The sequence below is a fragment of the Citrobacter sp. S39 genome (genome assembly GCF_009495675.1).
GTDB classification, from domain to species: domain Bacteria; phylum Pseudomonadota; class Gammaproteobacteria; order Enterobacterales; family Enterobacteriaceae; genus Citrobacter; species Citrobacter freundii.
The window spans coordinates 126,353-148,618 of record NZ_CP045556.1 but is presented as its reverse complement, the minus strand read 5'-3'; the positions used below and the strand labels follow the sequence as shown (position 1 = coordinate 148,618).

The window sequence follows — 22,266 nt, the reverse complement described above, 5'->3', positions numbered from 1 at the left end:
ACGTTTTGTCTTCATAAAACATAACGTCAAGGGTGAGAAATTAAGATAATGACGTTGCTATCCAATTGGAGACTAAGCAATGAAATTGGCGAATAAAATTGTTTTGCCCCTGCTGGTGGTTATTACCGGCGTAATCACCAGCGGTTGCAGTGGGACAGGTAAGCCACAACGTACTTACCTCGACGAAACGCGCAATCTCCCCGCCAGGGCCGAGTACCCCTACCAGTATCAGTACTCCGAATCCTGGCGTGGTACAGAACGCGGTGGCGCGGCTATACGTTACCCTGGGTATGAGCATACGCTCGTGAGTCCGTATGCCATCAATGATCCATCCGGGAAGCGATATGTGGCACATGACAATTACACCCAGGTCTTGCTCACTTCAGTGGCAAACACAAAGTATGCCAATGGGCCGCGTGGCACGTTCACACAGACCCCAGCATTTTGCGGGGAAAATACCTTTCTCCTTCCTAATAACACACAGAACGCCAGTAGGGCTGAATACCTCCGTATCAAAGATAAATACTGCTCAACACCTGGCTATCGGTTAAGTGCCCACGAATTAAATGTGCTTTCCAGTGGTGAACCGGAAGAGCTGCGGAAATATCGAATTCAGATGCAGATCGATAACCAACAACCTAAGTCCTAATCCATCAAAATGCGAGGGTACAATGGATAAGCAAAGAAATGAAAAGTGCAGTTCTGGAAATAAAACAATTTTTGCCTGGGCCGGGGGAATCGTTGTTGTAATCGGAATGGTTTGGTTGATGGTAATTAGTTTTATCTCGTACAAAACCCAGGTGATGACCAATCAACTGCTGGATAAAATTAGTACATCGCTGGCCAAGAACCCCGCAGCTCAACAGGGAGTGAACGGAAATATTCAGGACGAAGTAAAGGGTGCTCTTAAGTCTATCGCCGACCAAAAGCTCGCGGAAGAACGAAAGGCACTCTATAAAGGCTGGGACAAAGCAAATAAAAATACTGATAGCCGTTATATCTATGGCGAGCCTGGCGCTCGGTTTTCGTTGATCAACTATGAAGATCTGGAGTGTCCATTCTGCAAACGCTTCAAAGAAACGCCGAAGTATATCGTTGATACCGCGACAGCCGGGGCTGTTAACTGGGAATGGCGTCATTACCCTATGTCATTCCATGAGCCGGTCGCATCGAAGGGCGCAGCTGTTGCTGAGTGTATTGCGGAGCAGAAAGGGCCGAGTGCTTTCTGGGCCGTTACTGATTATTGGTTTAACCATACTGAAACAAACGGTAAAGGTTTTAAGGATGCGGACAGCATCCCAGCACTGTTTGAGGTAGACCAGGCGAAATTTGATACCTGTATGGGCAGTACTGAAGTGATTAAGCGCATTAAGCAGGATATGGAGGCCGGTTCAGCTGCCGGTGTTGATGGTACACCAACCACGATTGTGCGTGATAATGTCACCGGTAAAGAAGTCTCTGTTGTAGGCGCACAGCCCTTCTCAAAATTCGTTGAAGTGATCCAGTCTATGGTTGTCGATTCTCAGAGAGACACATCAGGCGAAGCCTCACCAGCTCAACAAGATAAATAGAAATAAAAAAGAGCCCTGAATTAACCAGGGCTTTTTTTGTCAGATTATCACTACTGAAACATTTCGCTCAATACGACTTCGGTATTCTTCTAATAGCTCCATTAACGAAGTATTGATGTTTACAGATTTCTTGGTTCTGGTAATAGTTACGTACAGCAGATTAAGTTCGTCAATAATTACTTCCCGTGGCTTCTTCATCACAACGGCTTCTATAATGGATGGGAAGTCGTCATTGATGATGACATGGTCAAATTCCTTTCCCTTCGAGGTATGGGCTGTGGTAACAATTAAATCAGCTTCCTTTTCTGTTCTGGCTTCATTCATCCTCATGGTCTCAACCATCCCGGGGATATCAGCATAGACTTCCATTAACTTAATCGCCCGCACCATGTCCACGTCCTTGGTGGTTTCTGCGATCTCTAAAAAATTTGCCCAGTTCCCGTATTCCGTAGTGATACGGTTATTTTTAATAGCAGCAATGTTACCTGTTTTTAGCGCATGTAAATCAAGGAGCTCGTCGAGACGGTATTTTGAAATACCTCCATTCCACATCACCCGTTTGCCCCACATAATCGACTCGTAGGCAGATTGTATGACTCCCATGTAGGTGCGGCTGATGATGGCGTAAAAGTTTTGATCCTGTATCGCCGATGGCTCAACGATAGCATCAAGACTACCCAGGCCTACCAAGGGGAACGTTTCACCCTTCATTGACAGCACAACGTTGGCCAGTGCTGCAACAAGAGGCCCAAACCGGAATGACTTAGTCAGGCGCATAACCTGAGCCCCGTGGTCTTCAACAATCTCAAGGGCGTTTTCCGCACCGCGCCAGCGGTTTATCACTTGGTGCTGGTCGCCGACAAAAACTTTGCAGCAGTTGTTTCTAAGAACGATATCGATCGTTACCGGATTTGCGTCCTGCGATTCGTCGAAGAGAATGACATTGTAGAACTGGTCTAGGGCTGGGTTCGATAACTGGAACAACTTGAGGATGGTATTCGGTGAGCAATAGGCATCGTTGAGTGGGTCAGATTGCATTTGCCATGTACGTTTTGCTGCACGTAGCGCTTGATCCAACCTGCTTTGAGATATTTTATCGGTTTTACTTAAGTCTTTAAGTACGTGTTCAGTAGTAATTTCGTGTTCATCTGAATTCATGAAATGGGTAAGCCCATTTATTGCAAGCTTAACCACTCTCCAGTCATCTTCACCCATCATTGCGCGGTATTCGCTCACGGATATAAACTGTCTGTATTTATGAGCAAAGTGTTTGTACCGGGTCACGGCCAAACCATGAGATGTTTTACACTCGACGTTTTTTGGGAATTTCTTTTTTGCATCATCTTTAATAGCTTTATTAAAAACGATATAGAGAATTTTGAGTGAGGGGTTTGCATCCGCGAATTCTTTTAGTGTAAAGGTCTTACCAGACCCCGCGTATGCCTGTACTGAAACAATACTGCCAGGTGTAGGTTTGAAACCTATGATCACGTTCTGTTCATCAGTTACCGGCATCAGAATTACCTTTATGTTAGATATCGTTTCATAGTACCTTTTGACACGGCGCGAATGATTTAAAAATGGGGGCAAATTGTACCCATTTTTAAGAATACAAATTTATCTGTTCATGAGTAATACAATAAGATAGTACCATCAAACTATTACTGCGGCCCTCAACAGGAGGTAATCTATGTTTTATTTATCGTCCTTTGTCTGGATGTCAATCTGGAGTCTGATTTCGATTTACATCTATTACAAAGATAAAAAGGCCGCGACTGCTGGCGAGTACCGTGTGGATGAACTGACGCTGGATGCGCTCATTGTGCTGGGCGGGTGGCCAGGTTGTTTCATTGCTCAACGAATGTTTAAACACAAAACACGCAGTGCTTACCAACGTCGGTTCCGGGTTATCGTTGCGGTCTGGATAGTTCTTTACATCGGATTATGGAATTTTCTATGGGCGGGAAATAAAATATGAAGATGTAAAAAAACCGGCCAGAGCCGGTTTTTTTTACATCCATGATGGTTACATGAATGCCGGTAAAGTGGTTTGCACTGCGTGGGATGCGGCCATCATGCCATTGATAATGTCCGGTGAGTAGTACAGGGAGATCGCACCACCAACAGCAACCGCCAGTGACATCAGACTCTGACGTACAACAGCAGCTGCGAGACCAACCAGAACGATAAGACCGATCAGCACCTTACCCAGAGAACCCTGCATGTAATCAGAGATTTTGAGCCATACATCGTCAAAACCTGCCTGGGTTGAACCAGAAGCGTGAGCGGTAACAATGGCAAGAATCAGAATGCCGGTGATCACCAGCGGGGTTTTAAACTTCTCAAATTTGATAGCGTTCATTTAAACATCCTTAATAACGAGTTTTAATAATTTCGATCTTTGGATGTTCTCCAGCTATTTAACGAGTTTGAGCCGGGAACTTTATTAATATAAAATTTGTTTTGTTTGATTTCATTGTTAAAGCAGGGCGTTATACAATAGCAATGTGTGATATAAGGTGACATTTATCCGTGTCTATTAACATATATGAAAATCTGGATGAAAACTTCTTTTTGAGTATGAAAGCCAACTTTACTAGTGTCACATTTAAACGAGGTGGATATGTTGAAATCAGAGGTGTTGGTCAGTACGTTGACATCGTTGGGATTATTATTTTTTTCTACTTTTGCACAGGCTGATAATCCAACAGAAGTAATGCTACCGGCTGGTGGCGTTAGAGTCGTTGTCGGATTTTCACCTGAAGGGTCTGCACAGAAAGCAATACTGGATCTGATCAATTCAGCTCAGCAGGAAATCCGTATGGCGGCATACTCTTTTACGTCACCCGTAATTGCGAAAGCATTAATTAATGCTCACCGAAGGGGAGTAGATGTCAGGATCGTAGTTGACAAAGGGCAAAATAATAACCGATATGCAGTCTCGACTATGAATACAGTAGTTAACGCGGGCATTCCGTTACGGACGAATGATCAATTTCTTCTGCACCATGATAAGTATTTGTGTGTTGATAGGATATCTGTTGAAACCGGTAGTTATAATTACTCAAGTTCGGCTTTCAATAAAAATAGTGAAAATAGCCTTGTACTTTATAACGCACCAGATGTTACAGCGCTGTATCTGGCCCACTGGGAATCTCGTTGGACTGGTGGTGTGGATTACATACCTAATTATTGAATTTTAATCAGGGTTCGGGATGAACCCTGATTTTATCATTTAAGAAACGCTTCAAGTTCGTCCATATCCAGGTCGTTATAAAATGAACGCCAACCTTTACGGGCTAAATTCGGATGCAGCATTTTGATGTTGCTTAATGGCATAATGCTGCTTAGTCCCATTTTAATAAAGTATTCATATACCAGGCGGCTGTACCGGTCAAAATCGGTAAGCGGTCTCGACAGAAGGTATGCTGCCTCTGACATAGTCAATCCCTGTATATGCAACCTGTAACCCAGCAGACGGCTGCATGTATCGCGCATAACACCGCGTGTTAGCGGGAATAACTCATCACTTACAAGATGTTCAGGTAAGTGAGTTCTCGGGCACTGAACAGGATTTATACCCCTGATATAGCACTCATCATTCTCAAGGATACAAAACTGGGGTTCCGGGCCGGAAAAAGAGTTACCAAGAAAGCCGCAGGGATCGATCACGCCACCACCCTTAAGTGCTATCCATCCGTACTGAGTTTCAGTGACTTGGTATAACCCACGATCTCCTGGATTGATGCGTTCTTTGACCTTTTTTCGACGTGTTCCTATAGTAGCAGTTCCGGCAATTACTCCCTGATCTACCAGTGCTCGGCATACGATGTAGGATCTCGCCTCTGACCATTCAATCCAGGGTAAACCAATGTGGTAACTGGTCGAAACCAGCCTTAAGCCGTCGATGCATGAATCTGTCATGTAACTTCTCCCGAAAAAAAAGCGCACCAAAGATGCGCTCGTATTTTCAATTCAACAGTCAGGCTTTGGATTTTTTGGCCAACTTGTCCGTTTGCTTAGAAAGTTCCTTTTTTGTGAATTTGAGGGAATCGGTTCGTTTATCAGGATCGCCAACAGCCTGAAGAATCAACGAGTAGGAGTTTTCGCCATTGAGTACAAAGAGGTCGGTTGCCTGCGACCATGCCCCCTTGTTTTCAGAACGCTGTACCCGCAGGATATTTCCTGGGAGGAGTGAGACTGACCAACCTTTTTCATCAGAAAGGTATACGTTGACCTTACCTTTCGATGGTAACAAGAATACTTTTGATGAAAAGGTTGAATAAACGAATACCGTATTTTGTCCCTGCGAATTGTATTCAACAGTTTTAAAGTGCCCACTATAGTCCAGGTCAGCGCCAGTAAGCGCATTCTTCTCCTGAACAACAAACTGTTGGGCTGTATAGCCTTCTGATGCTGCTTTATAGTCTGACGTAGCAGTAGTTTTAGTGGGTTCCGTATAACCGAACTCAGCTGGGTCAATTTGATGGCCAGAGGTATCTTTAGTGATGTTTTCAACACCTGCAATATCACGTGTGGTAGGTGATGGCGGTGTTTGAACCGGGTTGGTCTGCGCCGCAGCGTGTTGATTTGGTTCTGCTGTAACTGGAGCTGAAGCCGGGGCTTCACTAGTGGCCCCAGATAGTGCTTTTTTAGCGATTTCCTGTGCAGGAGTTATCTCAACCGTTCCAGGTTGCTCTGCGTTTTGTGAAACCTCGCTACCGTCAGTAAACCCAGGTTCAGCCTTAATTGAGTCAACCAATGACTGCGTAGCAGGATCTGACTTAGATACAACTGGTGAATTTGCATCCGGGTTAGCTGGTGGCGTGGTTGTGGCCATTTTTAGCATCTGATCGCCAAGATTATCAGACGATGCAGGGGAAACACCGGCGCTATCTTGCTTTGTGACAGTAGGTTCACTTTTATCATCATCAGGGGGCGCTGATGCGGGTTCCTGTTCATTATTTGTGATAGGAAGTGTCAGTGTTGGCTGAGGCCCAGCCTCATCGGTATCAAGGTCATCGTCATCCACATCGATACCATGTTGTTTTGCAATATCCGGGTTAACGCTGATCCCACTCTTTGCAACTTCGACGATAGATAGGTTCGGTTCTTTGTCTGGTTTACCATTCATTAAAATAAATGCGCCTAATGTGCTTACCGCAAAGATACCGGCAACCAGGATACTCAAGGTTTTTTTAGAAAATCGCGCCTTAACACTGGGGGTTTCATCTCCAGCATTCTGCGCTGCGCGTTCGCGTAATTTCTCCTGGCCGTATTCAGCACTTGTGCCACGTTTTTCACTCGTCATTGAAAACCTCGTTGATCACTATTCGTTCTGGCCGAAGCCCCAACTCACGGTGTATATGAAAGTGAGCATGATATGGAAAGCCCCATAATCGCGTGAGATGGTTGCCCCGGAATTGATTAGGAAAATATGCTCTCGCGATAATAAACGGATTATATCTTGAGGGAGGTAGCTCTCGAAATTTTGCGGCCTGAAAACGACCGCAAAATGAGATGGTTTTCTTGAAAATAGATTTCTAGAGGTTACGGGTTCCTTTACAAATTGGGTAAGCCGAGCAACCATAGAAATAATTTCCATCCGACATTCTTCTAACCATTTTGCTATGGCAACGGGGACAGCTAGGTATGACATTAAGATCGTATATTTGATTCTCACCTGGACCAACATTTATTATCTCAGTGGCAGGCGGGGGGATTTCTTTATCCTTGATTATTTTCAGAAGTCTGGAACCATCGATAAGCGATAATGTTCCTTTAACATTTGCGCTAAGAGCGAATTCCCATGCATCCTGAGTAAAGAACCCAGAGGTGATGATATAACCCCGCTCATATGCATTGGCTTGCACTACACCGTAAATTTCGCGGACTACCGAGACTCCTACTTTGCTGGTTTTCCATAATTTGCACTGTACCATTTCGCGGCGACCATCTTTTTGCAGCAGAATGTCGACTCCGCCGTCAGCTCCTGTATTAGTCAGAGTTGCTTTGTAGCCATTGAGTTCGAAATGCAGTCTTATAATCTTTTCGAATTGCTCCCATGTCATATTCGAGAGAATTTTCTGGGAATCATTTCCATCCTGAATGGAGGAGTAAATTCGACGTACTTCAGCAAGTTGTACATTTTTTAGCAATGTTGCGACAAACATCATCATCGAAAGGGTTAGAGATGCGCCTCGAAGGATTTCAGGGAGTATGTTACTCACGCCTACAGCAAAACGATTCATTACGAGTGCTAGGTCATCAGTACTGCTTGCAATAAACTGATAATACAAATCGCCTGGAACGTACACATAATTAGTAAGAGAAAGAATATATAGCAAGCAGGAAATCGGGAAGCCGATATACCACCGGAAAAAATAGGTTTGCTGGCTAGCACCACTGTTTCTCCATGACTGGATATTAAAAATAACGCCGAAGACTTCCTTTCCTGTACGGGTCATCGACATCTGGAGAGACAATTGTGTAATAAAGAGGCCCGCAATGACCAACGGGCCATCATGTAGAAAGAATAAAGCTAATGACGCTAGCAGGAAAAAGCACCACTGGAATTTGGCGCATCGGGACATTCCTTTTGCTGCCAATTTTCTAAAAACCATATGGTCACCATTCATTCAGAATTAATTCTAAGAAAGGTGCGCCTCAGTATCCCATTACAGTTATCAATGAATACATCGTAAAACATGACTGATAAACAAATCAGGGCAAATGTATAAACGATGATTTCTTCAACATATGGAAAATCAGGGTAAATCGCACCTAAATAAATTGCTGACAGTACAAGATACCCACCCCACAATTGGAACAACCGTGGTCTTACTAACAACCATGTGAGTAACGCCAGTACCACTAAGTTTGCAATGCCTATGGCGTTGATCGTCTTTATGGAAGTGAGCGGCACAAAGTACAGAACGCAATAAACGCTACATATCAGAATCACAATGGCGTAAATCACAACACGCTGGAGTAGAGAGTTCATGGTTTCCTCATACACTTTACAGGCCTGTATAACAGAATACCACCGTGTAGCGATTGACGAAGCATATCAGTGTATCTAGTTAATCATTCTCATCTCCCTCACAAGCAATTTGGCTCGGCATCCAATAAGGATGATTTGAAGTCTTGACGTAACTGAACACCATTCTGCATGGAACGCTCGTTAAGTTCGCAACTATCATACTTCTGTCACTGTTTTCAAGGAATTCAGCGCCAGAAAGTTCATTTTCATTCCAGAGACCAGCATTAGAAAGGGTTGCCATCGCATCTGGAAGCGCGTTTATTGCCTTGGTTGCGGGAATTGGTAATTTATCCCGACTTCCACAACCCAGGATAAGGAAGCATAAAAGAACAGTCGTGATAGATTTCATTCTCTCTTCCTCATTTTGGTGTTGTGGGTATTAAAGAGGTCGATGGCTTCAGTTCCCGTGATGGGTATCCAGTAAGGAGGGATGGCTGGAGCCTCATAAAATGGAATTCTCCCGCAGCCTGCTACGGGTAGAGAACAAACAAACAGGATTTCGTCGAACTGGTTTTCAAGTGCCCACAACTGGCTGTACCCAACTAATCCATTTAATTTTGCTTCATGGTGAATTTTCAGAATCGAAAATACAGCCTTCGCAAAACCAAATGGTGGGTTACCAAAGCGTATTGGATCGATACCCAGCGATGTCAGTGCAGACTTCGATATATCATTAAACCTATTGAATAGCGCAGAGCCATGTTCATGGTCTGTTCTTAGGGCAAAAGGAATAGTATTGTCGGGGCTAATTAAGCATTGCTCTTTGAATTGACGGAAACCAGACACACGTTGGATATGGCATTCGACTGATCGCAGAAACAAATCAGGCACACAAAAATCATGAGCAGTAAAACCTTCGAATCCTTCATCGTTACAGAGCTGGTTTGTTAACCTGAACCACAATTGGTAGGCAGATAGTACCTCCTCGTAAGTGCTTCTGACCTCCACATTATTGGTTTTGTAAAAGGTTTCGATCATCATGACTGATTACCTTTGATGCGGCTGCTGTCGTTGTTTAATGGAACGGTCACCTGAATCCCCACGCGCCAGAAAGCCTAAATTGACGATCCTGAAATTTACTCGCCCTACGAGACTATCATGGGGAATGAGACCTCTGAGGTTCCTAGGTGTGCCAGGGGGATTGTCCCAGTAACGGGAATCAAGCGAATGGTCTCGGTTATCACCGGCCATAAAGTAGTATCCTTCGGGAATGATCCATTTCTTACCCGTTTTCACGTAGCCGATACGGTTATCTGTCTGGAAGATATAACTTTGACCGGCAGTGTCGGTATCTGCCTGGTATTGAGTAGTAAAACCATCTTTTTTAATCTGGTTTCCGTTTTGTTTACCGTTTATCGAGAAGATTTTCTCTTCGTTGTATGTGACGGTATCGCCAGGAATACCTAATACGCGTTTGACATAGTAAACGCCGGGAACAGAAGGGGCGTTAAAAACGAGTACGTCCCCACGCCTAATAGCGCGATGATCGAATAAACCACCTACACGCTGAGCGATAACCAAGTCTCCAGGTTTTATAGTTGGGTACATGGATTCTGTCGGGATCAGGAATACACCGCCGAGAAACTGAAAGGACACAATAACCGCAAGCGACAATGAGGAGGAAACTATCAACCAATGTTTTGGACGACGAGACCTTATCAGCTGATAAGAGAGGTAAAGTGCAGAGATGATAAAAACAATAATTAACGGTTTCATGGAGTTATATACCACGCTTAATATTTTTTGCGTAATTAGAGAGCGATTTACCCAAAAACAGGTATACGAGACAGGTGAAAAGGTAAACAAAATGGATGCTGGTGGTTTTTTGGGCTAAAGTGAAAAATTGGTTCGCCTGCCCACCAGCTAATGTGTAATTGAGTTGAACTGTTGGTTTTTCAGCATCGACATAAAAACTTCTAGTTTTCATGAAGGTTAACGGCTTGAAAAATACTTTATAACCAACTCGTGCATAAATTGTGCATGTTGTAATGGTTATTACCAACGGCACATAGAATGGAATAATTGTATTGAGCCAGCACAATAATGACCACACCAGCACTGAATCCAGTAGAAACCTGGCAATAGAGTTGGCCTGCGTTCTGCCCGCTACCACCATAATGGGTATAAATTTAACCATGAAATCCACCATAGTTATACTTGTTTACACCATCTTATAGACAGACAAATTTTCTCCGACTTTTTTTGAACGCAAAACGACCCCGAAAAACGGACATTATATGGTCAGGAATTTCGATAGTTTAAGAGAACATGGTAAATTTTTTCTATCGAAATTTGTGGAGAATTGAAATGAGCAGTGATGCCACTAAGATGGTTGAAGCCTTTGTTAAAGACCCATTAAGTTACGATAGATTTGGGCCAGAGCTTATTTCAAATCAAAAATGTGTCCTCAACATCAATGGGCATGAAATGTCAATTGATGAAGCAGTTAAGATGAGTGATATTGAAAAGTCGCTCTTAGATGAAATTTACCATCTCATAGACGCAATGACAAAAGCGGAAGTCAATTTCTCAAAGGGAAAAAAGAATCTTTTTCGTCGGATGTTCGATCATTTAACAGGTTCCGAAATCTTACGGAAAGCCCAGCTAGATATTTATAACAAAGTAGTTATGAAACTATGCGAACGGATACCTGATCATTTCAAAATGCTAACCGCTCATGCTGAAATCACGAAGGGTTTGGAGGCAATCTATGCGCAAGATATTCATCAGCTAGAGGTTTTCATAGATGTTGTTGAGTCATATCTGAAAAATAAGAACGAGTGTGACTATAGTGTCACAAGCAATGAATATATGGCAATTAACAGGCTACGGATAAGAGTTAATAACTTTCAGGGAGTTCTTGTTGGTTTAAAACTAAGTCAGGTTCAAGCACAAATGAGCTATGAAACAGCTGTCGATGTAAAAGATAGCCTTCGAGATATTAAAGATAATTTATTACCTATGTGGGAAGGGCAGGCTAAGAACATCAACGCCAGTGGTGTTTGTAGTGGTATTGATGAAGTGGCTCATGAAAAATTCAAGAAGCTGGTCAATAAATTAAATAAGAACATAAGGTGAGATAACATGAAGATCATAAATAGTATTGATATATTAGATGTCAAAGTGGCTAAGGAATTTGATAAATATGCTGTTGATGTAAGTATGGAATCATCAATAAAAGATGCAGTCAGATCTTTCCAGATTGGTGATATTGATGCCGCGCATAACTTTGGACGATTGGAGGACACTACTGATATTAATTATCTTGATAACCTCCTTCTCAGCGTCAGCTCATCATCTCAGGGCAAGAAGGGAGAGACTCTGAATGAGATTGTTGCACTGGCTCGTGAAGTCAGTAATGCAGTCGAACCAAGTTATCTTCAAAAGAAACTGTCACGGATACCGTATGTTGGGCCTTTCATAATGAAAGCCATCGGTCTTCATTTTAGTGCAATGTCAAGATTTGATTCAGTTAAAGGACAAATCGATATTTTAACCTCGGATATCGAAAGCATATCGGAGGGGTTGTTTGAAATGAATAAAAATATTGATGGAATGTATGACCAAGCTTTAACTAGTGTAAAAAATACAGGGGTTAACATTGTAGCTGCCTATTACATTCTGGAGAAGTTACAAACAGTTCAGGCTTCTATTCGTAAGGAACTAAAAAATCAGCCTGATAATACCATGCTGAGCATGGAAGCAATGAATATTGAACATCAAATCGCCCTCATAACAAAACGTCGAAATGACATGATCACGGAACAACAAAAGGCATTTGAAGACCTAAAGATGATGAAAATGATGAAGTTCAATAACCTCTCGATGGTAGACCAGTTTGAAACTATTATTAAAGTAACGATACCATCTTCTAAACGCAGCCATCTTATTATTGACCAGGCCGAAAGGAGTGATAAAAGCTCATTACTGATTCAGGCAATTGGTGATTCTGTAAATCAACAAGCCAGACGTCAAGCTTTGTTAGTAAAAGAGAGCAGTATTCGTGTAGCCAAAACAGCTAATCGTACTGTATATGATGTTGAGACAATTGATTACATATCAAACCAGATCAATGAGGCCGGTCGAGAAATTAAAAAAATCCACGACCGAGCCAAGACGCAACATACCCAGCTTGAAGCTCGCGCAGCGCAATGGAAGGAGAAGCGTTTTATGGTAGCAAAAGAACTGTCTTCCAAATAATAGTTAAATTTAGAGGATGTGCTATGGCTAGAATCAGACAAAGTAATCCATATGATGATGTTGAGAATGCTATTAGACGGAAGCGTGATAGAGCTATATATTTTACCTTAGCTATATCTCTAATCTTCGCTATTATATTTCTAATATTATGGTTTTGTATTCCATCAGACATGCCAGTAGATGAGCAAGTCAAACAGGTTTCTGACGATATATTCAACATTCTACGCTCCAATGAGTTAGTTCCTGAAAATGCTTTTGATACGATAGGATCATTTATTTCCATATATGGAAGAGTTGGTGTGGGTGTATGTATATTGATTGTAATACTAGGGGCAATTATTAATGGGAATGGTTTACAACTTGAGATAATGACAAGTTGCATAGTATTGTTTGTAGGGTTTAATTTATTTATTGCTGCATTTGGTGATGAGCCTCATAATTATAAATACAATACCGACAAAATAAGTACTGCTATGAAAACTGGAGACTTGGACTCTTTGTATGAAATCTATGGAGACAGAGGGAGTTTACTAAGAAAGTCAGTTGAAAAAGCACTTGCAGATCCTAAACCAGCTACTGCAAAAAAACTGGGAGATATCGATGGCCTGTTACTCAGAGGTGTAATAATTACTGCTGAAAAAGTATCTGATAGCAATTATAAAAATCATCTTGGAAACTTGGTTTTGTTAATGCCTGAATATAAAGAGGATAGTGTCAAAGACAAAAACACACTGTTTGATTCACAACTTTATAAAGCTATTGATTACCATATTTATGACATTGGTTACAAGTCTGGTGCGCTTGCTTCAAATCCTCTTTCTGCTTGGAAGTCGGGAAATGATCTTAAATCCAATTATATTAAATATATTATAAAAAGTACTGCTCTAATATTTTTTATACTTGCCGTAATTTTTGTGGTGATTATACTGCTGACGGTTAGAAATGGCCGTAGGCTTACTTATTTGATAGAGTCTAATATTAAATATCTGTCGAAATAAAATAAAACGCCCTTAAGGGCGTTTTATTTTTGTGTGCTTATTTACCATCCGTTTCATCATCTACTTTCTGAGTCATGATTGGAGGCGGCGCTTCATTATCAATTTTCCTACGGCCTTCATCGCTGAAGAAGATTTTCCAGATAAAGTGCCCGACAAAAAGGATTCCGCATCCTATAATCAGCGCCCAGTCGAAAGTGTCAAATGGTCTGTTAAAATAATCAAACATATAGTTCTCCAGGGTAGAGTTCGTGACTAAGCCCGTTAAACGTTGTGTGGATAATTGCTCCACCAGACCGGGCAATGCAATTCATTGTTTTTTTCAGACCATCCGGCATCTATGAGTAATCTCTTCACAAAAAATGGCTGGTTTCTGAAGATATCTGTAGAAATTGATGTAGCTTTAATGACACTTCCTTTTTCACCAGGTTTTGTTGGTTTCTCGTAACGCGTTATACCGATATGCTGTAGACGTGACCTAATCGCGCCATCTGTCCTATTCATTTTCTTGGCAATCACTTCTATTGAACGATGCTCAGATAGAAGTGTAATTAAAAACTTATAGTTTCCACATACCCATTTGGCTGGTTTTTGTGGTTCTCTTTGGTTCCGTTCAGGCACTGATCTTTCCTTAATTTGTTGTGGTTTTTCACTATCACAATCAATGTCAGTTCTGGCCGGGTAATTTGAAATGGTTTTATCTGGTACGGTTTCATAGATAATTTCATTAAGCACTATATGCTTGCTCCACCAATCTGGGGCGGTAAGGTCGAATCCATCAATGTGCCAGCCGAATTCGATTAGTGGCAGGACATCAAGAAAACGTTTTTTTGATAATTTCGCAGAACTTATTTTTTTATTTAACCATATAACCGTACTAGATGAATCGTCTTCAGCGCCCACGGTAATCATTCCAAGCTCTATAAGTTGCTGAAGAGTGGATTGATGGCTTCTTAAGGTAAGCTCGGCAAGTGCCGTTTTACTGATACCATGTTGTATCGCCTTAAGTAAGACCCGAGTATCGTCAGGAGTCCACGGTTTACCGGTAATGAGGTGTGAAGATGTTTTCTTATGTAGCTGATCAGTATCCTCATCTTCGGGTACTAACAGGCTTGTGTTTCTTGTTCGCCACCATTCTGGAGAGTACAGAACATTTTCACCATTTATGCAGTGTGCTACCCATCCATTATCTAGCAGGGTTTTAAGAGTTATACCTGAAGCTGGTTCAGCCGGTGGCACTCTGATTGAAGAGTTAGGCTTGAGGGTAATTTCGTTAGGCTCGGAGAGATTTTCTCTTATGAGAAGGTATAAATCCAACTCGATACATCTTAACTGGATTATCCTTTCATTGTATCCAAGAATGGACGTAAGCGCTGCAAATGAGTAACCATCCTTAAGCCCTTTTATAAGCTTCAGATCTTCAGCTGGTGACCATGACGGTAATTTCTTCTTCATTCACTTGCCTTAGAGTGAACTAAATATTTCTGATATTACTTGTAAATCAATAATTCTTGAATCGAGAATGGGGGCGTTTTGAGGTGTATAAATCGCACTTAGACTCGACCATTTAGTATCCGTGGTTGAAGAGCTCCTCAACTCCAGCATTTACGACATCCTGGTTTCCAGGGATGTAACGTGGCCAGCCTTCTACCTCTTTGATGTTCTTAACGATAACTCCTTCGAAGCCAAATTGATCTGCCGATATATCAACAATATGGAATTCATCGTTGTTGGAGATCTCACACCAGTAATGACCGAACCCGCCATACATAGTGAATAACCCGCCGTCAGATTTCCCATCGCCACCTCTAATCACAGCTGATAACCCTTTGCTATGTGCCAGACGAGCTAATAGCAGACTGGCAAATAGGCATGTGCCCGTTGTGTCATCGGTATCACAGTCAGCGAGGATACCGTTCAGTAATGCCCGTGCTTCAGTCGCAACATCATTAATGAGGTTTTTCATCAGGGTTACTTATCGCAAATCGGTTTCAGGGGATTCTGCCAGACAGGCCGTAGCGTGACAATTTTTTATGACCCCAATAGGGGGCGAAATTAACGGGTCTTAGAATTTCGTCACCGATGAATGTTGCGTTAATCTTTTTTTATATAAAGAGGAGCTAACCATGAATAAAATGAAGTACAGTGCAGTATTGAATGAATGGAATTTTAAGTATGATTCTGCTGAAAGATTCGGTGACTCACACTTTCTTTATATCCATAATTTCATGAACGATCAGAGCCAGTTACTTGGTATTATCATAGCTGATTTTTTGAAGGTTCCTCAGATAGAACTTCTTCCTATTCAGACCGCCATAGATAACCTTGTAAGGTTATTAAAGGTTCAGACATCCAGGTCGTTAACGTCTGATGAGGGTGTTGATCTTGCTCAATTCCTCACTCAGTACCTCAGACAGACACAATCTTATGCTGCGGTTTCAAGTATGTGTCCGGTTGGTCAAAAGTTGAATTTTTTCCTGAACATCTACCCAAGAAAAGGTAATAAAGAGTTTTCTTTTCGATTATTCGCAATCACCACACTCAATGAAATTACAAGCGTGTCTGAATTTGTTGAAATGGCACATAGTACTCAACAAAGTGATCTGATTAATAATCCTGGTTATTTTGTTTGATTACTAAATAATTCCATATTGAAATCATTAACCATCACTTAACAGTGATGGTTTTTTGTTTTATTTCAATTATCTTTTTGTTCGATATGACTATCTGCTTTTTATAATCTGATTTCACTTACTATCATGCTGATACTACTAGGTAAAATGGTCGTGATGACTTTAATTCATGCTATTCCATTGAGATTTGTGTTTACAATCAATAAAAATATTGTTAATAAAATGTAATCCTTAACATAAATCAACATGGATATGGAACCTACACTACAATGGCAAAGAAAAACATACATCAGGAAGAGATTGTATTCGCGAAGAAACAGCTTGTTCTCCTTGCAACATTAAAAGGGAAGGTAAGTGAATTGATTCTAAAGTGGGAAGGGAACATTGGAGCTGAGACTCCTGACTTGAATCGCCACGGGTTTAACAGACACCTCAGAGTCATTTAAGATGGCTTAAAGAGAGGTGCCCATGAGCAGTAAGCGTTATCCCGAAGAGTTTAAAATTGAAGCAGTCAAACAGGTTGTTGATCGCGGTTATTCTGTTGCCAGCGTTGCAACACGTCTCGATATCACCACCCACAGCCTTTACGCCTGGATAAAGAAGTACGGTCCGGATTCTTCCACTAATAAAGAACAGTCAGATGTTCAGGCCGAGATCCGCCGTCTCCAGAAAGAGCTGAAACGGGTTACCGACGAACGGGACATATTAAAAAAAGCCGCGGCGTACTTCGCAAAGCTGTCCGACTGAGGTACGCCTTTATCCGTGACAACACCTGTTGCTGGCCTGTTCGCCTGCTCTGTCGGGTGCTGGATGTTCATCCCAGTGGTTTTTACGCCTGGCTTCAGCAGCCGCATTCACAACGCCATCAGGCAGACCTGAGACTGACAGGACAGATTAAACAGTTCTGGCTGGAATCGGGATGCGTCTATGGTTATCGTAAAATCCATCTGGATCTGCGGGACAGCGGGCAACAGTGCGGAGTGAACAGAGTCTGGCGACTGATGAAACGTGTCGGGATAAAGGCTCAGGTCGGATACCGGAGCCCGCGGGCACGTAAAGGCGAGGCCAGTATCGTGTCGCCCAACAGGCTCCAGCGACAGTTCAATCCGGATGCTCCGAATGAGCGTTGGGTAACGGATATAACCTACATCAGAACCCACGAAGGCTGGCTGTATCTTGCCGTGGTTGTTGATCTGTTCTCACGCAAAATTATCGGCTGGTCCATGCAATCCCGGATGGCAAAGGACATTGTCCTGAACGCACTGCTGATGGCTGTATGGCGGCGTAATCCCCAAAAACAGGTGCTGGTTCATTCGGATCAGGGCAGTCAGTACACAAGCCATGAGTGGCAGTCGTTCCTGAAATCACACGGCCTGGAGGGCAGCATGAGCCGTCGCGGTAACTGCCATGATAATGCGGTTGCAGAAAGCTTTTTCCAATTGTTGAAACGCGAACGGATAAAGAAAAAGATCTACGGAACGCGGGAAGAAGCCCGCAGCGATATTTTTGATTACATCGAAATGTTTTATAACAGTAAGCGTCGGCATGGTTCTAGCGATCAGATTTCACCGACAGAATATGAAAACCAGTATTATCAACGGCTCGGAAGTGTCTAGATTATCCGTGGCGATTCAACTATCATCTTTTAATGAACCAACTTGAGTCAGTAGAAAAGCAAATATTTTCTAAGATTGGTGCTTGGAAAAAGACATCTTTGCTTTGAGTGTCAGTGAAGAAAAACTTTATGAACAAACTTAATCCTCCTGCTTTATGTAATTCTTTTTTTACCAGGGATTTCTAGGAGAATCTTAGTCCATAACCCATCTGTCATAAAATCAATTATCGAGTCTGATATCATGGCTTTATTTGCAATTCTTTGAGCAGTGTAAATTGCCTGACTTTTATCTTCGATAAAGATGCCATGAGGCACTAGACTAACATTATCTTCGGTTTTCCTTGCCCACATGCGGAGGCGGTAATCTATTATGTATTCGTCATACTCTATCCACAGATGAGGTCGAATTATCTGGCCAGTTCCAGCCAACGTTACTTCTCCAACGATGCGCTGGTGCGGTATACAGAATCTATCTAGCAGGCAACTTACAACCATAGTATGACCATCACATTCGAGTGGAAGTACATCATATTTATGTAACAGCTCGCAGACATAAGCAACTTCAGGGGTTATGAACATTTACGGCCTCATATTAGACGGGGAGGGTGCTTAATTGGTCATTAAGCCTAAGTGATGATGGAGCCCAGTAGCCGGAACCGCACATCCACCGTTCACCAGGAAATGAAAAACCCTCTCTGATAAGAAACTCCCTAAGTTCGGTGCTGATGACATTCTCAACCTTTAAGATGTAGTTATTTGTCTCAGCTGCTTCTTTTAATTTCGAGAGTAACTGTCTGAAAAATCCTTTGCCTGGGGTCTTCACTGAAATGGTTGCGACTACCAGTACCGACGAACCGAGGTATGACATTTTTCCCGTCCGGGCACGGATGTATAACTCATCTACTAACTGAAGACCTTGAACCTTCATTGATTTTGAATGAAAGATGCTTTTTTTTGCTTCAACCATTAAGTGAGTGAATGATTGAAGGATCTTATTGATGTCTCTGTCATGACAACTCATATAATCACCAAATTAAATCAGCATAATAAATTGCACAGTGTATAGCGTAACTTTTCAATAAAGTTGATGCTTTGAAATAAAAGCAACAATACATAATCTTTGTGTCTTATTGGCTAAGGTTGTTATGTAATTATCAGAGGTTTTTAATCCTTTCTAAAGATGCTAGATATGCTTCATAGTTATCTCCAAATTTTTTCTTTGCCCGTCTTACTCTCATCTTTTCTGCCAGTTCACTCTTATGCTCGGTCTGGTATTTTTTATTGTTTTGGAGTTTTACACCTGCACCGGAACCGGCAGCATAATTTCTGTTTTTATCGCTAATGCACAACTTGCATTTACTTTTAAGGCCAAACTTACCCTTAAGTTCCTTACCGAATTCTTCGAAGGGTTTAACCTGATTGCATCCTTTACAGCGTTTGCACCCAGAGGGGAGATCTTCATTAGCCATGTCTAGTTCCAGTGGTTAAAGGTAATGAACTGCATTTTACTGCAAACAGGCACTTCCAACCATAAAATCGACTACTTAACCATAATTCAACATAAGGTTCATTAAGCGCACCAAGGTAAGGTGTTGATTGTTAAGGGTTTATCAGGGGGTTCTCTTGACTTGTTGGTATCCTCGGACTCAGGCTGTTACGTATCCTGTGACTAACTGAGCCCCGTCCGTGGTGACCAGTTAACAGATTCTCCAAGGAACCTTGTTAACGCTGCTTTAGCATACTGAGGCTTTGAGTAGTATCTGGGAAACCAGCCATCATAAGTTTGTGTGCCATTGCGCCGGTATTCTGGCCTGACTGACAGCTTACATCCATTACCATCAGTAGAAATACAAAAAGTGTACCCATCAACAGAATCAGAAGTAAGCAGAATGGATGTCATTGGGGATACCTCATTATTGAACTAACCAGAAACTACAATGGTGATCCGACATGGTTTCCTCGATTTTACCGACTGAGCTGTCATATAGCGATACCTTTTATTCTTAGGTTCTCTTGCAGTATTGGCTATCGATTGTCACAATTTAGTCTGGTGGCACTGGTTCATTTTTCGGGTGGTTTGTTACTTTTTCCGTTGGTGTTCCAGGGCTACCGACCTCTGCATGTACGTATACATCCCTCTTTCTCGTTTACCCCGCCAGATTTCAATCCGATAGAATCGTTCCTGTTTTACTCACTCGTAATTCACTTTTCATAGTCATTTTGTGGACATTAAACGTGCGCTACAGGTGCGCATTCCTTGCTTCAGGATGGCTTACTATCTAAAATGGCAGAGATTTTTGATACTTTTGAACATTTTAATGAGGTATATACCATGATGAACATCGCTTGTGATGACGGCTCAACGAACGTAAAACTTGCCTGGATTGAGAATGGTGAAATCAAAACTCATGTTTCGCAGAACGCCTTCCGCGAAGGCTGGGCTACTCCACTCGCATTTGGTGGTAAAACTATCTACAACTATCTCATTGATGGGCGGAAATTTACTCACGACATTGGTTCAACATCTGCAATTACAACAACGCATACCTCTTTCCAGTTCGACGCTGTAAGTCGCGTAGCAATTCATCATGCCCTTTTGACTTCCGGTCTTGAGCCACAGGATGTTGAACTTACAGTGACACTGCCGGTGGCCATGTTCTTCACGAGCGATGCGCAGTTGAACGAAGCTAATATTGAAAAGAAAAAGGCCAACGTTATGGGCCCAATAACCCTGAATAATGGCGAAACTTTTCATGTTGTAAAAGTTAACGTAATGCCTGAATCAGTACCTGCGGCTGAATATCTGATTGATCCTAAAACAACCACGCAGCTTACACGAACCCTGGTTGTCGATCTGGGGGGAACAACCCTAGACCTGGCCATCATTCAGGGGGCAATGGAGGGCATATCTGATATCTTTGGCAACAGCGATGTTGGCGTTTCACGAGTGACAAAAGCTGTTATGGCTGCGCTCCAGGATGCCCAGTCTCCAAGTAGTTATGCCATTGCGGATATCATCATTAAAAACCGTCATGATAGAGCGTTGATTGCTTCTGCGGTCAATGATCACTCTAAAATTGATGCCATCATTGACGTTATCGATTCTGAGTCGAAAAATCTGGCCGAAGCTGTTGCAGCTGATATACGTCGTCAGAACAGCGTCCACAAAATCATACTGGCCGGGGGCGGTGCTGAGCTCATCCATTCTCATATTGTCGAACTATTCCCTAAGCTGGATGTCATCAAAGCGCCTGACGCGCAGCTCGCGCTCGTCAAAGCAATGGCAAGCGTCTAAACGAGGTTATGTGATGGAAGAAGATAAACGTTTACTCGTCTGGCTCCGCCCCGGCAATAATCCAGAAGACGGTAAAGCTCTTGATATTATGGAGCGCTTACCCCGCCGATCCCGGGGGGAATTTTACCGTAAGGCACTGGTAATTGCGTCTGCCTTGCATGAGCTCGACCCTCGGTTAATAAATTTGCTGGCCGCACAAACCACGACATCGTTTAATGCCGAAACGCTGAGCAACATTCTGTCGCAAACGCTGGGCATTGCCGTTGAACGGAATTCTTCACCAGTGGAAACCCAGGCCACAGGTATCCGAGCAACAACCATCATTGATTCGGATAAGCCTGCTGAGCAGAAAGAACCAATTCCTAAACCCTCCCTGATGATGCAAACCCTCAAACGTTGAATCCGAACCGGCTACTAGTAGCCGGTTTACTCACCTTGCTCGGTTAACAAGCTGAGATAGATCCGCAACCCCTTATCCAGTGACTCTCTAATGGCATCTGCTGCTGCCCCTGCATCCCTGTTTGAAAGAGCGAGTTCAAGCGACGAGAAAAATATTGGCCATTTATCCTCCGAGTCAGATTCGAACGTGTAACTCAGAGTTGGCCACAGGTTAATCCACAGTTGGGTTACAATTTTGAAAAACTCAGGCAGACCGGCGTATATGTAAAGCTTCAGCCGCAGAGTGAGGTTTAGCTGGTGCGCCAGATAAACATCCCTACGTTCATATGCGGAACGCAGCTTTTGGCACAAAGACAGGCATTCTTCAAAGCCATTGGCATCCATTTTCAGTACGGCCTTTTCTGCCAGTTCTGGCTCAATCAATCGCCTCATAATGAACCCTGTTCCATGGCTCCAGATGACAAACATGATCTCATATCAGGGACTTGTTCGCACCTTCCCTAAAGCACTCGTATT

Annotated in this window: 27 protein-coding genes; 11 read left to right on the top strand and 16 right to left on the bottom strand. The window is 42.6% G+C overall.

Translation table 11 applies throughout. The annotated features are described in order from the left end of the window. Window positions 1–79 precede the first annotated feature (79 nt). Together GFB57_RS23845 and GFB57_RS23840 are read left to right on the top strand one after the other, a co-directional pair. A complete protein-coding gene (locus tag GFB57_RS23845) occupies window positions 80–649 on the top strand; it encodes a hypothetical protein (protein WP_016241589.1) in 570 nt (189 codons plus the stop codon). 22 nt (window positions 650–671) lie between these two features. Continuing rightward, window positions 672–1,571, top strand: a complete 900-nt coding sequence (locus GFB57_RS23840) for a DsbA family protein (RefSeq protein ID WP_290366980.1) — start codon at window positions 672–674, stop codon at window positions 1,569–1,571. A 39-nt stretch (window positions 1,572–1,610) separates the two neighbouring features. On the opposite strand, the gene GFB57_RS23835 is transcribed toward GFB57_RS23840, so the two are convergent. Next, entirely contained in the window at window positions 1,611–3,086 is a 1,476-nt protein-coding gene (locus GFB57_RS23835) for a UvrD-helicase domain-containing protein (protein WP_007372217.1), read from the bottom strand. Window positions 3,087–3,261: 175 nt separating this feature from the next. Here GFB57_RS23835 and GFB57_RS23830 point away from each other — a divergent pair, with 175 nt between their 5' ends. Continuing rightward, entirely contained in the window at window positions 3,262–3,549 is a 288-nt protein-coding gene (locus GFB57_RS23830) for a DUF1294 domain-containing protein (protein WP_007372216.1), read from the top strand. A gap of 48 nt (window positions 3,550–3,597) precedes the next feature. Here GFB57_RS23830 and traA read toward each other — a convergent pair whose 3' ends face one another. Next, entirely contained in the window at window positions 3,598–3,933 is a 336-nt protein-coding gene (traA, locus tag GFB57_RS23825) for a TraA family conjugative transfer protein (RefSeq protein WP_007372215.1), read from the bottom strand. Between the two features lie 261 nt (window positions 3,934–4,194). Here traA and GFB57_RS23820 point away from each other — a divergent pair, with 261 nt between their 5' ends. Continuing rightward, on the top strand, window positions 4,195–4,767 hold the full coding sequence (locus tag GFB57_RS23820; RefSeq protein WP_016241591.1) for a phospholipase D family protein: 573 nt from the start codon (window positions 4,195–4,197) through the stop codon (window positions 4,765–4,767). 35 nt (window positions 4,768–4,802) lie between these two features. On the opposite strand, the gene GFB57_RS23815 is transcribed toward GFB57_RS23820, so the two are convergent. The 7 genes from GFB57_RS23815 to GFB57_RS23785 all read right to left on the bottom strand — a co-directional run bounded on the left by GFB57_RS23815 (window position 4,803) and on the right by GFB57_RS23785 (window position 10,750). Further along, window positions 4,803–5,495 carry a hypothetical protein gene (locus GFB57_RS23815; protein ID WP_016241592.1) on the bottom strand — a complete coding sequence of 231 codons (693 nt, stop codon included), beginning with the start codon at window positions 5,493–5,495 and terminating at the stop codon, window positions 4,803–4,805. A gap of 58 nt (window positions 5,496–5,553) precedes the next feature. Then, window positions 5,554–6,882 carry a hypothetical protein gene (locus GFB57_RS23810; RefSeq protein ID WP_007372213.1) on the bottom strand — a complete coding sequence of 443 codons (1,329 nt, stop codon included), beginning with the start codon at window positions 6,880–6,882 and terminating at the stop codon, window positions 5,554–5,556. Window positions 6,883–7,114: 232 nt separating this feature from the next. Further along, window positions 7,115–8,194, bottom strand: a complete 1,080-nt coding sequence (locus GFB57_RS23805) for a restriction endonuclease (RefSeq protein WP_047715723.1) — start codon at window positions 8,192–8,194, stop codon at window positions 7,115–7,117. 459 nt (window positions 8,195–8,653) lie between these two features. Then, window positions 8,654–8,962, bottom strand: coding sequence for a hypothetical protein (locus GFB57_RS23800; protein WP_016241595.1), 309 nt, complete (start codon window positions 8,960–8,962; stop codon window positions 8,654–8,656). After that, window positions 8,959–9,594 carry a hypothetical protein gene (locus tag GFB57_RS23795; protein WP_016241596.1) on the bottom strand — a complete coding sequence of 212 codons (636 nt, stop codon included), beginning with the start codon at window positions 9,592–9,594 and terminating at the stop codon, window positions 8,959–8,961. The genes GFB57_RS23800 and GFB57_RS23795 overlap by 4 nt, the downstream gene beginning before the upstream one ends. A 6-nt stretch (window positions 9,595–9,600) precedes the next feature. After that, window positions 9,601–10,329 carry a signal peptidase I gene (gene lepB, locus GFB57_RS23790; RefSeq protein ID WP_007372211.1) on the bottom strand — a complete coding sequence of 243 codons (729 nt, stop codon included), beginning with the start codon at window positions 10,327–10,329 and terminating at the stop codon, window positions 9,601–9,603. 4 nt (window positions 10,330–10,333) lie between these two features. Then, window positions 10,334–10,750, bottom strand: coding sequence for a hypothetical protein (locus GFB57_RS23785; RefSeq protein WP_016241597.1), 417 nt, complete (start codon window positions 10,748–10,750; stop codon window positions 10,334–10,336). Between the two features lie 170 nt (window positions 10,751–10,920). Between GFB57_RS23785 and GFB57_RS23780 the strand changes: the two genes are divergently transcribed. Genes GFB57_RS23780 through GFB57_RS23770 form a run of 3 tightly spaced genes read left to right on the top strand, consistent with a single transcriptional unit; the run spans window position 10,921 to window position 13,811 of the window. Further along, on the top strand, window positions 10,921–11,691 hold the full coding sequence (locus tag GFB57_RS23780; protein WP_016241598.1) for a hypothetical protein: 771 nt from the start codon (window positions 10,921–10,923) through the stop codon (window positions 11,689–11,691). A 6-nt stretch (window positions 11,692–11,697) separates the two neighbouring features. Next, window positions 11,698–12,813, top strand: a complete 1,116-nt coding sequence (locus GFB57_RS23775; protein WP_007372209.1) for a toxic anion resistance protein — start codon at window positions 11,698–11,700, stop codon at window positions 12,811–12,813. A gap of 23 nt (window positions 12,814–12,836) precedes the next feature. Beyond that, window positions 12,837–13,811 (top strand): hypothetical protein, encoded by a 975-nt coding sequence (locus GFB57_RS23770; RefSeq protein ID WP_016241600.1) that lies wholly within the window; start codon window positions 12,837–12,839, stop codon window positions 13,809–13,811. Window positions 13,812–13,848: 37 nt separating this feature from the next. Here the strand turns inward: GFB57_RS23770 and GFB57_RS23765 are convergent, their stop codons facing one another. The 3 genes from GFB57_RS23765 to GFB57_RS23755 form a co-directional block, all read right to left on the bottom strand. Beyond that, on the bottom strand, window positions 13,849–14,037 hold the full coding sequence (locus GFB57_RS23765; protein WP_007372207.1) for a hypothetical protein: 189 nt from the start codon (window positions 14,035–14,037) through the stop codon (window positions 13,849–13,851). Between the two features lie 35 nt (window positions 14,038–14,072). Continuing rightward, the gene (locus GFB57_RS23760; RefSeq protein ID WP_009652915.1) at window positions 14,073–15,263 is read right to left on the bottom strand and encodes a hypothetical protein; all 1,191 of its coding nucleotides are present in this window, start codon (window positions 15,261–15,263) and stop codon (window positions 14,073–14,075) included. Between the two features lie 112 nt (window positions 15,264–15,375). Beyond that, complete coding sequence (locus GFB57_RS23755; RefSeq protein WP_016241897.1) at window positions 15,376–15,774, bottom strand: hypothetical protein; 399 nt, start codon at window positions 15,772–15,774, stop codon at window positions 15,376–15,378. A gap of 160 nt (window positions 15,775–15,934) precedes the next feature. Between GFB57_RS23755 and GFB57_RS23750 the strand changes: the two genes are divergently transcribed. Then, window positions 15,935–16,441, top strand: coding sequence for a hypothetical protein (locus GFB57_RS23750; RefSeq protein ID WP_007372203.1), 507 nt, complete (start codon window positions 15,935–15,937; stop codon window positions 16,439–16,441). Between the two features lie 468 nt (window positions 16,442–16,909). Continuing rightward, window positions 16,910–18,057 (top strand): IS3 family transposase gene (locus tag GFB57_RS23745; protein WP_087121881.1). Its coding sequence is split into 2 segments (ribosomal slippage): window positions 16,910–17,147 and window positions 17,147–18,057, totalling 1,149 coding nucleotides; the frame shifts between segments, so codons are not numbered across the junction. Window positions 18,058–18,209: 152 nt separating this feature from the next. On the opposite strand, the gene GFB57_RS23740 is transcribed toward GFB57_RS23745, so the two are convergent. The 3 genes from GFB57_RS23740 to GFB57_RS23730 form a co-directional block, all read right to left on the bottom strand. Continuing rightward, complete coding sequence (locus GFB57_RS23740) at window positions 18,210–18,635, bottom strand: hypothetical protein (protein WP_016241518.1); 426 nt, start codon at window positions 18,633–18,635, stop codon at window positions 18,210–18,212. A 13-nt stretch (window positions 18,636–18,648) separates the two neighbouring features. After that, window positions 18,649–19,077 carry a hypothetical protein gene (locus tag GFB57_RS23735; RefSeq protein ID WP_032155219.1) on the bottom strand — a complete coding sequence of 143 codons (429 nt, stop codon included), beginning with the start codon at window positions 19,075–19,077 and terminating at the stop codon, window positions 18,649–18,651. A 133-nt stretch (window positions 19,078–19,210) separates the two neighbouring features. Further along, window positions 19,211–19,525: a hypothetical protein gene (locus GFB57_RS23730; RefSeq protein ID WP_009652923.1), complete on the bottom strand. Its 315-nt coding sequence runs from the start codon at window positions 19,523–19,525 to the stop codon at window positions 19,211–19,213. An 815-nt stretch (window positions 19,526–20,340) separates the two neighbouring features. Between GFB57_RS23730 and parM the strand changes: the two genes are divergently transcribed. Together parM and GFB57_RS23720 are read left to right on the top strand one after the other, a co-directional pair. Next, window positions 20,341–21,351, top strand: a complete 1,011-nt coding sequence (gene parM, locus GFB57_RS23725; protein ID WP_223883253.1) for a plasmid segregation protein ParM domain-containing protein — start codon at window positions 20,341–20,343, stop codon at window positions 21,349–21,351. Between the two features lie 13 nt (window positions 21,352–21,364). Then, entirely contained in the window at window positions 21,365–21,751 is a 387-nt protein-coding gene (locus GFB57_RS23720) for a plasmid partitioning/stability family protein (protein ID WP_009652914.1), read from the top strand. Window positions 21,752–21,777: 26 nt separating this feature from the next. Here the strand turns inward: GFB57_RS23720 and GFB57_RS23715 are convergent, their stop codons facing one another. Further along, window positions 21,778–22,134, bottom strand: coding sequence for a GntR family transcriptional regulator (locus tag GFB57_RS23715; RefSeq protein ID WP_242529909.1), 357 nt, complete (start codon window positions 22,132–22,134; stop codon window positions 21,778–21,780). Window positions 22,135–22,266: the final 132 nt, after the last annotated feature.